Genomic DNA, 15,914 nt, shown 5'->3' with positions numbered 1-15,914 from the left:
TAATTTATTTAATTTTAAATCTTAATCCTGTATAATAATTAGCTCCAAATATTGGGCCATAAACAAATGTAGTATCAAAACTCGAACCAAAAGGATCGTTTGCAGATACAATTGGATTGTCTTGTCTAGTATTTAATATATTCTCTGCACCTAAATATACTTCAAACCTAGGAGAAAACACTTTTGTAATTTGTGCGTTTAACGTACTTAAAGCTGGTGAGTACTCTGGTAATTGATAAGCTATAGGATTATTTAATGTAGATGAATAACGCTGCTCACCTAACCAATTATATGTTGCATCAAATTTCCATTTAGAATTATTTTTCACCTCTGTTTCATATGAAGCATTTGCAAAAAATCTATGTTTTGGAGTTAGAGGTTTTTCTAATTTCCCTGAATTATATTGCGTTTTAACATCGTAATTTTTGTAAGCTAAACGCATATTAAATTGATTAAAAGGCTCATAATTTACTTCAATTTGAAAACTATTTGCGTAACTATCTCCATTTAAATTATAAAAATTAACTTCTTGAGGATTTTCATAATCTACAACAATTTGATTTTCAAAATTAGTGATATAATAATCTAAAGTGATATCTCCTTTTTGCCCAAATAACCTAAAGCCTTGTAAAAACGACACGCCATAATTCCATGCAATTTCTGGATCTAAACCATAAATTTCTCCATTGTTATTTTGAATATTTATCACTCTAGAGGTTGAAAATAGTTTTTGGTTTTCGGCAAAAATATTAGCACTTCGTTTTCCTCTACCTACCGATGCTCTAAAAACACCTTTTTCCCAGGCTGTATAGCGCATATGCAAGCGAGGTGTAACAAATGTACCTAATAAGTTATGATGATCTACTCTTAATCCTGCTGTTAAGTTTAATTTATCTAAGCTATCATAATTATACTCAAAAAAACCACCAACAGAATTTTCTACTCTATTAAAATTGGTACTATTTACAAGCTCATTGTAGCTATCATGTGTATAACTTATTCCTGTTTTTATTTTATGTCTAGAATCACTAATAATAGAATTGTAAACTAAATTAGAGTATAAACTATTATGTTCTATATTATAAAGGTTTAAACCAAAATAAGAATCCTGTTTATGGCCACTAAATGCTGCTTGAACACCAAGGCTTTGCCAAGGAATTTCTGGGTTTACATAACCCAATTTGGCAGAAACCTCATAACGCTCTGTATCTATTTCACTACCCCAATTGTTTGTTGTTAATTTATCGGTATCTTGATTAAAATCTAATTCTCCTGCTTGCTTTTCATCTGTTAAATATTTTAAATTAATAAAACTCACAAAGCCTTTTTCTGGATTAGTATATTGCCAGCGATTCATAACATTAAATTGTTTATATAAAGGCATATCTAGAAAACCATCGTGGTTTACATCGTGTTTTTTTTGATGAGTATTACCGTGTAAATAAATACCTGTATCCCATTTATCGCTCACTTTAGTATTAAAGTGTGTATTTAGCTCTAAACGTGTATTACTTGCTCCATATAGGTTTACAAACAATTTATCATCTGTAGTTGGTTTTACAAGTTCGGCATTTATTTGCCCAGCAATACTCTCAAAACCATTAACTACACTACCTGCTCCTTTTGTTATTTGTATACTTTCTACCCAAGTACCAGGAATAAAGCTTAAACCAAACGCTTGAGATGCACCTCGAATTGATGGTATATTTTCTGTTGCTATTAGTAAATACGGGCTTGTTAGGCCTAACATTTTAATTTGCCTAGTTCCTGTTACGGCATCTGCAAAATTTACATCTATAGATGGGTTGGTTTCAAAACTTTCAGATAAATTACAACACGCTGCCTTTAATAACTCATCACTGTTTACTGTTATAATATTTTGTGACTGTAAATAGGACTTTGAAGTGGCTGCTTTTCTAGAAGAAATATTAACTTCTTCTAAATCACTTGTAGCTTTTAAAGAATGTTCTATTCTGTTTAGGTTTTTTACAGTAATTGTATCGGTTTTAAAACCCACATAACTTATTACTAATTGCGAATATTCCTGTTTATATGGCACTGTAAATTCGCCATCAAAATTGGTTACTGTTCCAACTTTTGTATTTGCCCAATGTACATTGGCACCTGCAAGAGGTGTTTTACTATTACCGTTTTCAAAAACAACACCTTCTAGTTGAGATTGTGCTATTGTAAAAACAGGTAAAAGCATTAATATATATATAATTTTTTTCATTAATTTTAATTTGATATTAACATGATTATTGCCATAATAATCATTACAGAATTTTCAATAAACGTGGCTTTAGTCATTGGTAGTTTTAAAACCGAACCTAGACAAGCACATTGAATTGATTTTTTATTTATTAGTGTTTGTGTTACACCAATAGTTGTTATACCAAGAATTATAATTGTTATTACTAGAGCTATAGGTATTTGAAATCTCATTAAAAAAAATAAACCTAATGCTAACTCTATAAAAGGATAAACTAATCCATATACTGAAATTTTACCAGCTAATGGATCGTACATTTTAAATGAATTTGAAAAGCCTTTTAAATCTAAAAACTTAAAAAAGCTAAACACTATATAAAACAAACCCATAAAATCTAACATGAAACCAGTTAAATTTTTTGATTTAAAATTTAATAAAACTGCTGCACCAGTGATAAATAGAAATATTAAAAACAAAGGATATAATTGCTTTAAAATACTTTTATTTTCTTCTTTTGTAGAAGCCGAAAAAACATTAGTTTCTGTTTTTTCTTTAATTAAAAATTTTCCTGGTAGTACTTCTTGTAACGCATTAGTTGGCAGGTGTTGAGACATTTCTACAACAACTTCTTTTTTATCAAGATTTACTATTGCATTGCTAATTTCTGGCAAAGCATTTAAATGTTTTTCAACAGATGCTTTACAGCCATTACAGGTCATACCTGTAACCATATAAGTATGTTTCATTGTAATATATTTGATGTATAATTCTTTTAGTTTACTTCTTAAAACTATTATTTAACAGCTTTAAAGAGCATAAAAAATTAAATCAAATTAAAAAAGTATCATTTATTACTTGTATGTCATAAATGAGTTTGGGAGGAGTATAATCCTTATGAGGAATTATTTGTTTAGGTAAGGCTTTAAATAATGCATTATAAGAATATGCATAAGCCGTTAAAACAAATTGAGCATTAAAATCTAAATCATCAAAAGCGCTAAACTTTAATTCATCTTGACCTTGAATTATAACAACTTCATCTTTACAGCAATTCTTTTTAATTTTTGCTTCTTCTTTAGCATTCATACCGCATCCTTGAGCTTCGGTAAAAATAGCTGTATCTATTAAAAAATCACCACAATAATGAGATTCAACAGTAAAAGACAATGTTGAAAACAACACCAAAAGTGACATTAGTGGAGCAAAGATAATATGTAAAAAATTTGTTTTCACAATGCAAAGTTACAAAATTTAAGCAGGTCTCTATATGTGTTATTACTATTTTAACGTTTTACTTTGCTCCTTTTCTTTGGTAATAAAAAGCTGGAAGTAAGAGTAATAAAAGAATGGGCTGAATTAAAAAACGTCTAATATTAAAAAACACCAAATAATCTTCTTGTTTTGGGTTAATTACAAAATATAAAAATAGTAGTAATAATATAAAGTAACTTAAAACATAAATTATTGAAGCGAATTTAACGATACTTTTATCTTTAAAAAACACATATAAAATAGCTAAAGAAATAAGTGTATTTAGTAAAAATCTAATACTTGTTGATGCTGTAAGTTTTAGTAATTCAAATCGAGGTGAATCAATATACAAGTAATCATTGTTAAAAAATTGCAAGTAAGGATCGTAGAAAATTTCATTTTCAAACAAGCGTATTAGTACCAAAAGTCCAAAAAGGAAAAACAACACTATATATTTACTCTGCTTAGCCATTATTTTTACCAATATTAGAAAATTTGTTTACCCAAAGCATCCAAAGTAAAAATACCAAACCATAAATTATAGTTGGAAAAATAACAGAATGTAATATTGTTGTATATTCTGGATAGTGATAAATACCAATAGACAATAAAGCTATTCTAATAATATTAGTTATATAGATTATTAGAATACCAAAAAGTATATATAAAACTGTTGTTTTTAATTTGCCTTTAAATGCAACTATAAATGCAACAAATAAAATAATCACGCTTAATGCATTACAACCTTCTATTACTCGCGCTAAGTAATTACCGTTAATAATCATTTTCATAGATGGTTCGTTTGGGTGCTTAACAACTTGAGAATCGTAACCAAAAAAACTTACCAAATCATTGGTTTGTTTAGCGACTTGATGTGTTACATAATCTGGATAATAAACGGGACTATTAGAATTATCTAAATATAATTTATAAGCATAGGAAAGCGCAATATAAACCAACAAAAATGTAAGGATAAATTTTATAACAGACTTATATTTTACAAAAAGCGATTTCAACTTAATTTTAGAAAAATTTATGGTTTTTAAAAGGCTGAAATTACGTCTTTTTAAATACTTTTACCAAAATTTTTATCTTACTATGATTTTTGAAAAATTAAAAACAGAAATTGAAACTATACTTTTAGATAATAACAAATCTAAAGATGAGCAATTATTAAACATTTGCGAAGTACTTGAAGCCAATATAGAATATTATAATTGGGTGGGTTTTTATTTTAAAAACGGAGATAAAAATGAATTAAAACTTGGACCTTACGTTGGCGAACCAACAGACCATACTATAATTCCATTTGGCAAAGGCATTTGTGGTCAAGTTGCTGTAAGTAATGAAAATTTTGTGGTGCCAGATGTTGCTGCACAAGATAATTACATAGCATGTAGTATTACGGTTAAGGCCGAAATTGTAATTCCTATTTTTGTAAATGGAGAAAATGTTGGGCAAATAGACATAGACTCTAATACACCAGATCCTTTTACAGAAGAAGACGAACGCTTTTTAGAATTTGTTTGTGCTAAAGTTGCAAAAATACTTTAGTTGTTAACAACTACTTTAATTTAGTTAAAAAAAGACTCGTTTTTTTTAGCTTAAAGTAAACTCGTTTTTTCGTAAATTTGCATGCTTATTAACACAACTACTAATGAGCAACAACAAAACAATTAAATCTGCATTAATCTCGGTATTTAGCAAAGAAGGTTTAGAACCTATTGTTAAAGAACTAGACAACCAAGGTGTTACCATTTATTCTACTGGTGGTACAGAAAAATTTATTAATGACTTAGGTATTAAAGTGGTACCTGTTGAGGATATAACATCGTATCCTTCAATTCTTGGAGGCCGCGTTAAAACATTACACCCAAAAGTATTTGGCGGTATTTTAAACAGACAAAATCACGATGGTGATGTTAAAGAAATGAAAGACTTTGACATTCCACAAATAGATGTTGTTATAGTAGATTTATATCCTTTTGAAAAAACAGTAGCATCTGGAGCTTCAAATCAAGATATAATTGAAAAAATTGATATTGGAGGCATTTCTCTAATTCGTGCCGCTGCAAAGAATTATGCAGATGTTATTTGTGTATCTTCAGTTAATGATTATGCAGAGTTCTTAGATTTAATTACAGATAAAAAAGGAAACCTATCTGAAGATGATAGAAAAGCTTTTGCTGCTAAAGCCTTTAATGTATCTTCTCACTACGATTCGGCAATATTTAATTACTTTAATGCAGACCATAATATTGCTGCTTTAAAAATGTCTGAAACTAACGGGAAAGTTTTACGCTACGGTGAAAACCCACACCAACGTGGTTTTTTCTTTGGAAATTTTGACGATATATTCACTCAACTTCACGGTAAAGAATTAAGCTATAACAACCTTTTAGATGTTGATGCTGCCGTGAATTTAATGGACGAGTTTAAAAACGATGCACCAACTTTTGCCATTTTAAAACATAATAATGCTTGCGGTTTAGCACAACGCGATACTTTACACCAAGCTTATACAGATGCTTTAGCTGGAGATCCAGTTTCTGCTTTTGGCGGTGTATTAATTTCTAATACCGAAATAGACACAGCAACTGCAGAAGAAATACATAAACTTTTTTGCGAAGTTGTAATTGCACCTTCTTTTTCTGCTGAAGCTGAAACAATATTAAAAGGGAAGAAAAACCGTATTCTTTTAGTGTTAAAAGATGCAGAACTTGCACAAACCACTGTTAGAACGTGTTTAAACGGTGTGTTAGTTCAAGACAGAAATAACGTAACAGATAAAAAAGAAGACGTTAAAAACGCAACTACAAAAGCACCAACAACTGCCGAGTTAGACGATTTAATTTTTGCTTCTAAAATATGTAAGCACACAAAATCTAACACTATTGTTTTAGTAAGAGACAAACAATTATGCGCTAGTGGAACAGGACAAACCAGTCGTGTAGATGCTTTAAACCAAGCAATACACAAAGCACAATCTTTTAATTTTAATTTAAAAGGAAGTGTAATGGCTAGTGATGCTTTTTTTCCATTTCCAGACTGTGTAGAAATTGCAGATAAAGCAGGTATTTCTGCCGTTATTCAACCTGGAGGTTCTATAAAAGACCAATTAAGTATCGATTATTGTAATGCTAATGATGTTGCCATGGTATTTACAGGAACACGTCATTTTAAACATTAAACAGCATTCTTTCTAAGGAATAGCTTTAATATAAACCAGTAGCATTTTTAATGTTGCTGGTTTTTTTTATGGGTAGTTTCAATATAAACCAAAATTAAAAAAAGGCTAATTACTTAAGCGTAATCATGTTAGAAGCAGAAGTAAAAAATAACCTACAAAGCCTTTCCGCGACAGCGAAAAACTAAAAAAGAATAAACGTCTAAAATTAGACTTCATGCGTATATCTTTTTTTAGAAGTTTTATAAAACATTAAGCACTAAAAATTTATATTACAACAATCTATAATAAACGCTGTTATTTTGCTTAGTTTTATTACTTTTACGGCAATTCAATAATAACTTCATAAATTACTACTTAACGCATGGGATTTTTTGACTTCCTAACAGAAGAAATCGCAATAGATTTAGGAACTGCAAACACATTAATTATTCATAACGACAAGGTTGTTGTAGATGCTCCTTCCATTGTTGCGAGAGATCGTATTTCGGGAAAAATAATTGCAGTTGGTCAAGAAGCCAACATGATGCAAGGTAAAACTCACGAAAATATTAAAACTATTAGACCTCTTAAAGATGGTGTAATTGCAGATTTTGATGCGTCTGAGCAAATGATTAGTATGTTTATTAAAAATATACCTGCTTTAAAAAAGAAGTTATTTACTCCTGCGCTACGTATGGTTATTTGTATTCCTTCTGGAATTACAGAAGTAGAAATGCGAGCAGTAAAAGAAAGTGCCGAGCGTGTTAACGGTAAAGAGGTTTACTTAATTCACGAACCTATGGCTGCTGCAATTGGTATTGGTGTAGATATTATGCAACCTAAAGGAAACATGATTGTAGATATAGGTGGAGGAACAACCGAGATTGCTGTAATTGCTCTTGGTGGTATTGTTTGCGACAAATCTGTTAAAATTGCTGGTGATGTTTTTACAAACGATATTATTTATTACATGCGTACACAGCACAACTTATATGTTGGAGAACGTACTGCCGAAAAAATTAAAATTCAAATTGGTGCTGCTACAGAGGATTTAGATTTACCACCAGAAGACATGAGTGTTCAAGGACGTGATTTATTAACCGGTAAACCAAAGCAAGTTCAAATCTCTTACCGTGAAATTGCAAAAGCTTTAGATAAATCTATTTTACGTGTTGAAGATGCTGTTATGGAAACATTGTCTCAAACACCTCCAGAATTAGCTGCCGATATTTATAACACTGGTATTTATTTAGCCGGTGGAGGTTCTATGCTACGTGGTTTAGATAAACGTTTATCTCAAAAAACAGATTTACCTGTTTACATTGCTGAAGATCCGTTACGTGCTGTAGTTCGTGGTACAGGTATTACCCTTAAAAACTTACCTAAATACAAAAGTGTATTGATTAAATAAACAAAGCCTAAATGCAACAAATAGTAAATTTTATACTTAGAAACAAAACGTTTCTACTGTTTGCGTTGCTATTGTTTATTTCTGTAATGCTTACTGTACAGTCGCATAGTTACCATAGAAGTAGATTTATAAGTTCGGCTAATTTTTTAAGTGGTGGTTTTTATAATACCTCTAACTCTGTTGGTTCTTATTTTGGTTTAAAAGAGCAAAATAATTTATTGCAAGAAGAAAACAATATATTAAAATCTATACTTTTTAATACCAATAACAAATTAAACAATGCCTATATAGATACCACTACGTTTTCTAAAAAATACAAGTTTACTCCTGCAAAAGTTATTAGAAACACATATGCTACTTCTAACAATATCCTGCTTGTTAATAGAGGTAAAAAGGACAGTATTAAACAAGATTTTGGTGTTATAACCTCTAAAGGTATTTTAGGAATTATTGAAAGCACAAGCTCTAAATACGCAACGGTATTATCTATTTTAAATACAACAAGTCGTATTAGTGCGCAACTTAAAAAAACTGATCATTTTGGATCATTAAGTTGGAATACAGCTTCACCAAGTGAAATACAATTAACAGAAATACCTAAAATAGCTCCTGTGCAAAAAGGAGATACAATTATTACATCGGGAAGATCGGCAATATTTCCTAAAGGTGTTCCTATTGGTGTAGTTTCAAATTTTAAATTGGATAATGCTGAGAATTATTACGAGATAAATGTGAAGCTTTTTAACGACATGACAAATATTGAACATGTATATATAATTGAAAATAAAGACAGTGAAGCTATTAATACATTATTAAACACTACTAATGACTAGTCTTTTTTCAATACATACTGTTAGGTTTATTTTACTTTTACTTTTACAAGTATTGGTGTTGAGTCATGTTAATTTTATGGGTTACATAAATCCTTATTTATATATTTTATTTATTGCTTTGTATCCTATTAAAAACAATAGAATGCTTTTTATTCTAATAAGTTTTTTACTTGGTTTATTTATAGATATGTTTTTAGATTCTGGTGGTATGCATGCAGCTGCAGCAGTAACTATAGCTTTTATACGTCCTGCAGCATTAAAATTTAGTTTTGGTGCCATTTATGAGCATCAAGCCGTTAAGTTTAGTAATACAGATTTTGGGCAAAGACTTAGCTATTTTACCATTTTAACAATTATACATCACTTTGTTTTATTTTTATTAGACTTTTTTAACTTTTCGAAGATAATTTTAATACTAAAAAACACGTTATACTCGAGTATTTTTACAATTATCTTATGTGTTTTAGTAACCATTATTTTTAGTCGAAACGAAAAAAAATGAGACAATTTCTACTCTTTATTTCTGTTATAATAGTAGGTATCGTATTTACTGCGAGGCTTTTTTATTTACAAGTTTACAAATCTAATAACGATAGTATTTTTGAAGATAATGCTATTAGAAAAGTATACGACTACCCAAAACGTGGTTTTGTTTACGATAGGAATGGAAAACTTTTAGTTGCCAACCAACCATCTTACGATGTTATGGTTATACCTCGTGAAATTGAACCTTTAGACACTTTAGAATTTTGCAATCTTTTAAAAATAGATAAAACACGCTTTATAAAACAAATTGAAAAAGCAAAAAATTACTCTTGGCGATTACCATCTGTAATGGTATCCAGTTTATCTAAAGAAGATTATGCTATTCTTCAGGAAAAAATGCGAAAATATGATGGTTTCTACATACAAAAGCGTTCTTTAAGAAAATACGAAACCACAATTGGAGCCAATGTTTTAGGAGATATTGGTGAAGTAAACAATCGTAATATTGAAAGTGACGCTTATTACAAACGCGGTGATTTAATTGGTAAAGCTGGTGTTGAAGCTTCTTACGAGAACACCTTACGTGGTAGAAAAGGCATTAAATTTATTCAAAAAGATAGATTTAATAGAAACATTGGTCCATACAAAGATGGAACTTTAGACACGTTACCTAAATCTGGTAAGGATATAAAAATTACAATAGATTATGAGCTTCAGGCTTATGGCGAATGGTTAATGCAAAATAAACGTGGCGGCGTAATTGCCATAGAGCCAAGTTCTGGAGAGATTTTAGCTATGATTGCCGCACCAACATATAATCCTAACGATTTAGTAGGTAGGAAGCGCTCTAAAAACTACACAAAACTATTTAACGACTCTATAGCAAAACCTTTATTTAATAGAAGTTTACAAGGTGTCTATGAGCCTGGATCTCCTTTTAAATTAATGAATGCTTTAATTGGTTTACAAGAAAATGTAATTACCACTGATGAAAAAATAACCTGTTATTCAGGCTATAAATACGGAAATAGGTTTATGAAATGTCACTGCCATTATGGTGCAAGAAACGATGTTAGTAGAGGTATTCAAGAATCTTGTAATGCATATTTTGCTACTACATATCGTAGAATTTTAGAAAAACCAGGAAATGCGAGAGATGGAATTGAGTTATGGAGTAATCATGCTAAAAGCTTTGGCTTAGGCAACTTTTTAAATAACGATTTATATGTTGGCCAAAAAGGGCGTATTCCAGATAAAGCATACTACCAAAAAGCATATCCAGAGCGTTTTTATTCTACATATACTATTTCTAATGCTATTGGTCAAGGTGAAGTTGCAACAACACCAATACAACTTGCTAATATGGTTGCAGCAATTGCAAATAGAGGTTATTATTATACGCCACATATTGTAAAAGCTATAGAAGGTGAAACTTTACCTAAAAAATTTACAACACCTAAATATACAACCATAGATAAAAAACACTTTGAACCTGTTATTGAAGGCATGCTAAATGTTTATAAAAAAGGAACTGCTAGTGGTTTACAAGTTAAAGGACTTGAAATATGCGGAAAAACTGGTACTGTAGAAAACTTTGCAATAATAGATAGTGTAAAAACACAATTAACAGATCACTCCATTTTTGTTGCTTTCGCACCTAAAGATAATCCTAAAATTGCTTTAGCGGTTTTTGTAGAAAATGGTTACTTTGGAAGTAGGTTTGCCGGAAAAATTGCCAGTTTAATGATTGAAAAATACGTTAATAACAAAATTACACGTAAAGATTTAGAAAAATGGTTGTTAACACACAGTCTTGAAAATGAATATGCTAAACCATACTCTGGAGAACCTTTTAAAATAAATAGAGAAACACAATATCAAATAATTCCAATGGAAGAGGTAAAACCACTACCAGATAATGCTACTCCAAAGTAAAATTTAAATGAGACAAACTGATAGACATTTTAAATTTGACTGGCTTACTATATTTCTATTTTTTTTATTAGTTGGTTTTGGATGGTTAAATATACTTTCTGCATCTCAAAACGGTGACGAAATTACAATACTAAACTTTACAACTTCCTACGGAAAGCAATTAGTTTTTATTGGGTTAACCTGCCTACTTATTTTATTAATTTTAGCAATTGATTCTAAATTTTACGAACGTTTTTCCAGTATAATATACATTATAGGATTGGCATTATTAGTTGGTGTTTTACTTTTTGGTAAAACAATTAATGGTGCAACATCTTGGTATGCTATTGGACCAATGACGTTGCAACCCAGTGAATTTGTAAAAGCTGCAACAGCACTTGCCGTAGCTAAATATATAAGTGATTTAAATACAGATATTGCAAAACTTAAAGACCAACTTAGAACCATACTAATAATAGCTATTCCTGCCCTATTAATTTTATTACAAAATGACACTGGAAGTATGTTAGTTTATGGTGCATTTTTCTTTGTTTTATATCGAGAAGGTTTACCTAAGTACTATTTATGGATTATTATATTTATTGCTGTTGTATCTATTTCAGCATTAAAATTTAATGTATTACCAACAATATTAGTAGTCACTATTTTACTATTTGGGTTTTACTTTTTTAAGCGAAAAAAGGTTAAAATATCGCTACCTATTGGTTTATTATTACTTTGTTTAGCATTGTCTTTTAGTGTAAAATTCTTTTATAATAATATTTTACAACCACACCAACAAGATCGTATTAGCCTTTGGTTACGCTTAGAAAAAGATCCTGAAAAATTAGAACGAATGAAAAAAACATTCGCCTATAACCTTAATGAGTCTGAAAAAGCAATTAGTTCTGGCGGATTAAAAGGAAAAGGGTTTTTGGAAGGCACCAGAACAACTGGGAAATTTGTACCAGAACAAGACACCGATTATATTTTTACAACTGTTGGTGAAGAATGGGGATTTTTAGGAAGTTTTGCAGTTGTTCTTGTATTTGTAATTTTAATTATACGAATTCTACATCTTGCCGAACTTCAAAAATCACAATTTAGTCGTGTATATGGTTATAGCGTAGCTGCTATATTCTTTTTTCATTTCATGATTAATATTGGTATGGTTATGGGTTTAATTCCCACTATTGGAATACCATTACCCTTTTTTAGTTATGGTGGTTCTGGGCTTTGGGGATTTACTATTTTACTGTTTATATTTATAAAGCTAGATAGTAATAGAATTAATGAATGGTAGTTAGTGTTTAATTAAAAAAAGCTCCTAAATTAATAGAAGCTTTTTTTAGTTATTGTAAGTTATAAGATTCTAATTGTCTTATTCCTATTGGATAATTTTGAGATACAAACGATATTGATTCTGATATTAAACCTATTCCATCTGAATAATAAATATGGTCTAAACCTGGAAAAACCTCTGAGTTATCTGGCGATTTTGCATAACGTTCCATGTCTAAACATGTAAAAACACCTGCATTAACAGTAATAGTTGTTGTGTTTTCTTTAAGTTTATCGTAAATGTTTCCCCAAGTATTTGTAGCAACTAACCGTTCTTGATAGTTATTATTTGTATACACTGTATCTCCTGTATCATTAACTAAATCGCCTTCTGTTTCACGATATAAACTAAATTGTTCTCCATTTTGATTAAAATGAGGGTTTTGTGAGTCGTTACCAGTTGTTACTGTTTTAAATTTAAAATACGTTTCTCCATTAAGCATTTCTGTATCAATAATTGTCACTGTATCTACAATACCCGAATCTTCATACTCCATTGTATTACTGTTATACTCAAAACTTTTATACACCCAAGTATTACCTACGGTTAATGCATAAAAATTAGAAACTGGTGGTTGTTGTGTTGCTTGTTGAGTGTTATCGTCTGAAGCACAAGAAAATAAGAATGCAACAATGCATAATGAAAAAATAATACGTTTCATAAAAATTGGTTTTAATTGATTAATAGAACGTAATTTTTTACAAAAAAAATAAGCTTTAAAGTTACTCAACCTTAAAACGTTACACTAAAATTTTTATTGTATAATCTAAAACCTAAATTAGAAACAGAAAATTTAATGAATTAACTTTTTAACCTCATCGAAATCTAAACCTCCATAATTTCCAGAACTCATTAATAGTAATGCTTTATCATTAAATTTTTGTGAGAATAAAAAGTTTTTAAACTCCTCTGGATTGGTATAAATAATTAAATCATCTCTCTCAAAAGCGTTAGCTATTTGCTCATGCGAAACGGCATCAAGTTTTTTAATTTCTACAGCATGTGGAGAATAAAATACAACGGCAACATCTGCTGCATCTAAAGCGCCTTTATATTCTTTTAAAAATTCGGCATTTAAACTACTATAAGTATGCAACTCTAAGCAGGCTACTAAAGTTTTGTTACTATACTGTTCTTTTACTGCTTTTGTTGTAGCTTCTACTTTACTTGGTGAATGTGCAAAATCTTTATAAGCTACACTGTTATTACTTTCTGCAATTTTTTCAAGTCTTTTACTTGCGCCGTTAAAACTTGAAATGGCTTCGTAAAAATCATCCTCATCGATTCCCATATGTTGACAAATCCACTTTGCTCCTGCTAAGTTATTAAGATTATGTTGCCCAAAAATTTCTATTGGCAAAGGTCCTTCTGGTGTTTCTAATAAGGTTTCACCATTTTCTACAGTATATTCTGGTGTTTGGTATGCAATTTTTCTTATAGGGTTTTCGCTTGCTTCTACTACTTTTTTTACTTCGGCATCTTCTTCGTTATAGTTAATACTTCCGCCTTGAACTATAGAATCTACAAATATTTTAAACTGTTCTACATAATTCTCGTAGGTTGGAAACACATTTATATGATCCCAAGCAATACCACTTAATAACGCAATATTTGGCTTGTATAAATGAAACTTTGGCCTGCGATCTATTGGTGAGCTTAAATACTCATCGCCTTCTAAAACAATAAAGTCATTGTCTTCGGTTAGTTTTACCATAACATCAAAACCTTCTAGTTGAGCGCCAACCATGTAATCGACATCACGATCATGGTAATGCATAACATGCAAAATCATAGAGGTTATTGTTGTTTTACCATGACTTCCTCCTATTACAACTCTTGTTTTGTGTTTAGATTGCTCGAATAAAAACTCTGGATAACTGTATATTTTTAAACCTAACTCTTGTGCTTTTAATAACTCTGGATTGTCTGCTTTAGCATGCATGCCTAAAACAATTGCATCTAAGTTTGAAGTTACTTTTTCTGGAAACCAACCAAAGTTTTCTGGTAGTAATCCTTTTGCTTTCAATCTTGATTTTGAAGGTTCGAAAATAGTGTCGTCGCTTCCTGTTACTTGATATCCTTTATTGTGTAAGGCTAATGCTAGATTATGCATTGCACTACCGCCAATAGCTATAAAATGTACGTTCATGGTTTTTTTTTGAAGTAGTCAAAGATAGTAATTGTAATACTATTTTTTATATGGATTTAAGATTTATGCGTTAGGGATCAAGCAATTGTTGGAGCTCATCTTTGATAGCGACTTGCGCGAGCGCGACCTTTAGGTAACGCCCAAGATTTAAAGCATATTTATTTTTTGTTTTTCGGTTTTAAAAACTTCTATTTTAGGTAAATTTACAATGGCTTTATCTATCCATTTTAAAGCTTCGGTTTTATTATTTTTATGCTTGTAAATTTGAGCCAACCTATAGTAAGCCCAAGCTTTTGGGACACCATCTTTAGCACTATAATTTTTTAAATATATTTTTAAACAAAATTCTCCCTTTTCGAGTTGCACGTTATAATCTGCGCATACCTTGCCTATTTGATAATGCATAGCGTTGCGTTTATGTTTAAGGTTTGCAGCTTCTAAATTAGATATTGCCAGGTTTGTTTTTCCTTCTTTTTCGTAAAGCTTTGTAAGCTTATCGTAACAAGTTACAGAGCCTCCGGTTTGTATTGCTTTTTTGTAAAACTCCTCGGCTAACTCTGGTTCGTTATCGTACTCATAAATATAGCCTTTTGCTAAATAACCATCGACTTTAGAAATATTTTGTAATGCATTTGCATACTTTAAACTTTTGCTTTTGCTGCCTCCAACTATTCCTGGTAATTGTATATATAATTCCACTAATGCCCAATGTGCATCTATATGTTTTGGGTCTAATTGTACTGCTTTTAAAAATGAAGATTTTATATCGCCAATAATCATTAAGGCAGAAATTTTACTAACTGTTAAGGCTTTCATACCTAATGCGCCGCCGTATTTATAATGGTAATTTGCTGTATTTGGTTTTTGCTCTATTAATTTTTTAAATTGGGCCGCAGCATCATCCCATTTTTTTTGATGACCTAGTGCGTCTCCTAGCAACTCTATAGCCTTTAAATTTTCTGGATTTTGTTTTACAAATGGTATTAAGGTCGTTTCGGCTTTAGTAAATTGCTTGTTATCTATCATCAACTCTGCCTTGCTAACAAGTGATTGTGCAATTGTAAAAAATGGAAATAATATTAAAAGGAATAGGAGGCGTTTCATGTTTTTATAACTTAGAGCAAAAATAATAATCTATGGTATTGTT

General features: G+C 30.4%; 15 protein-coding genes. 7 read left to right on the top strand and 8 right to left on the bottom strand.

All coding sequences use genetic code 11. The features are described from left to right. Positions 1–4: 4 nt before the first annotated feature. From LACAL_RS07680 to xrtF, 5 genes are all read right to left on the bottom strand, one after another. On the bottom strand, positions 5–2,233 hold the full coding sequence (locus LACAL_RS07680; protein WP_013870156.1) for a TonB-dependent receptor: 2,229 nt from the start codon (positions 2,231–2,233) through the stop codon (positions 5–7). 5 nt (positions 2,234–2,238) lie between these two features. Further along, positions 2,239–2,958 (bottom strand): heavy-metal-associated domain-containing protein, encoded by a 720-nt coding sequence (locus tag LACAL_RS07675; RefSeq protein ID WP_013870155.1) that lies wholly within the window; start codon positions 2,956–2,958, stop codon positions 2,239–2,241. A gap of 82 nt (positions 2,959–3,040) precedes the next feature. Next, entirely contained in the window at positions 3,041–3,445 is a 405-nt protein-coding gene (locus tag LACAL_RS07670) for a hypothetical protein (protein ID WP_371200051.1), read from the bottom strand. A gap of 58 nt (positions 3,446–3,503) precedes the next feature. Continuing rightward, a complete protein-coding gene (locus LACAL_RS07665; RefSeq protein WP_013870153.1) occupies positions 3,504–3,935 on the bottom strand; it encodes an exosortase F system-associated protein in 432 nt (143 codons plus the stop codon). Next, positions 3,928–4,479, bottom strand: coding sequence for an exosortase family protein XrtF (gene xrtF / locus LACAL_RS07660; RefSeq protein ID WP_083817718.1), 552 nt, complete (start codon positions 4,477–4,479; stop codon positions 3,928–3,930). The genes LACAL_RS07665 and xrtF overlap by 8 nt, the downstream gene beginning before the upstream one ends. A gap of 82 nt (positions 4,480–4,561) precedes the next feature. On the opposite strand from xrtF, the gene LACAL_RS07655 reads away from it, so the two are divergent. From LACAL_RS07655 to rodA, 7 genes are all read left to right on the top strand, one after another. Further along, positions 4,562–5,017: a GAF domain-containing protein gene (locus tag LACAL_RS07655; RefSeq protein WP_013870151.1), complete on the top strand. Its 456-nt coding sequence runs from the start codon at positions 4,562–4,564 to the stop codon at positions 5,015–5,017. Between the two features lie 103 nt (positions 5,018–5,120). After that, positions 5,121–6,653: a bifunctional phosphoribosylaminoimidazolecarboxamide formyltransferase/IMP cyclohydrolase gene (gene purH / locus LACAL_RS07650; protein WP_013870150.1), complete on the top strand. Its 1,533-nt coding sequence runs from the start codon at positions 5,121–5,123 to the stop codon at positions 6,651–6,653. 361 nt (positions 6,654–7,014) lie between these two features. Then, the gene (locus LACAL_RS07645) at positions 7,015–8,043 is read left to right on the top strand and encodes a rod shape-determining protein (protein WP_013870149.1); all 1,029 of its coding nucleotides are present in this window, start codon (positions 7,015–7,017) and stop codon (positions 8,041–8,043) included. 11 nt (positions 8,044–8,054) lie between these two features. After that, positions 8,055–8,876 (top strand): rod shape-determining protein MreC, encoded by an 822-nt coding sequence (mreC, locus tag LACAL_RS07640; protein WP_013870148.1) that lies wholly within the window; start codon positions 8,055–8,057, stop codon positions 8,874–8,876. Beyond that, a complete protein-coding gene (mreD, locus tag LACAL_RS07635) occupies positions 8,869–9,378 on the top strand; it encodes a rod shape-determining protein MreD (RefSeq protein WP_013870147.1) in 510 nt (169 codons plus the stop codon). The genes mreC and mreD overlap by 8 nt, the downstream gene beginning before the upstream one ends. After that, entirely contained in the window at positions 9,375–11,297 is a 1,923-nt protein-coding gene (gene mrdA / locus LACAL_RS07630; protein WP_013870146.1) for a penicillin-binding protein 2, read from the top strand. Before mreD ends, mrdA begins: the two co-directional genes overlap by 4 nt. 7 nt (positions 11,298–11,304) lie before the next feature. Further along, on the top strand, positions 11,305–12,579 hold the full coding sequence (rodA, locus tag LACAL_RS07625; RefSeq protein ID WP_013870145.1) for a rod shape-determining protein RodA: 1,275 nt from the start codon (positions 11,305–11,307) through the stop codon (positions 12,577–12,579). A gap of 49 nt (positions 12,580–12,628) precedes the next feature. Here the strand turns inward: rodA and LACAL_RS07620 are convergent, their stop codons facing one another. The 3 genes from LACAL_RS07620 to LACAL_RS07610 form a co-directional block, all read right to left on the bottom strand. After that, on the bottom strand, positions 12,629–13,279 hold the full coding sequence (locus LACAL_RS07620) for a hypothetical protein (protein WP_013870144.1): 651 nt from the start codon (positions 13,277–13,279) through the stop codon (positions 12,629–12,631). Positions 13,280–13,411: 132 nt separating this feature from the next. Further along, on the bottom strand, positions 13,412–14,767 hold the full coding sequence (gene murC, locus LACAL_RS07615; protein ID WP_013870143.1) for a UDP-N-acetylmuramate--L-alanine ligase: 1,356 nt from the start codon (positions 14,765–14,767) through the stop codon (positions 13,412–13,414). A 147-nt stretch (positions 14,768–14,914) separates the two neighbouring features. After that, positions 14,915–15,871 carry a lipopolysaccharide assembly protein LapB gene (locus tag LACAL_RS07610; protein ID WP_013870142.1) on the bottom strand — a complete coding sequence of 319 codons (957 nt, stop codon included), beginning with the start codon at positions 15,869–15,871 and terminating at the stop codon, positions 14,915–14,917. Positions 15,872–15,914 lie beyond the last annotated feature (43 nt).

The organism is Lacinutrix sp. 5H-3-7-4, assembly GCF_000211855.2.
Lineage (GTDB): Bacteria > Bacteroidota > Bacteroidia > Flavobacteriales > Flavobacteriaceae > Lacinutrix.
This window is presented reverse-complemented; position numbering and strand designations above follow the sequence as displayed.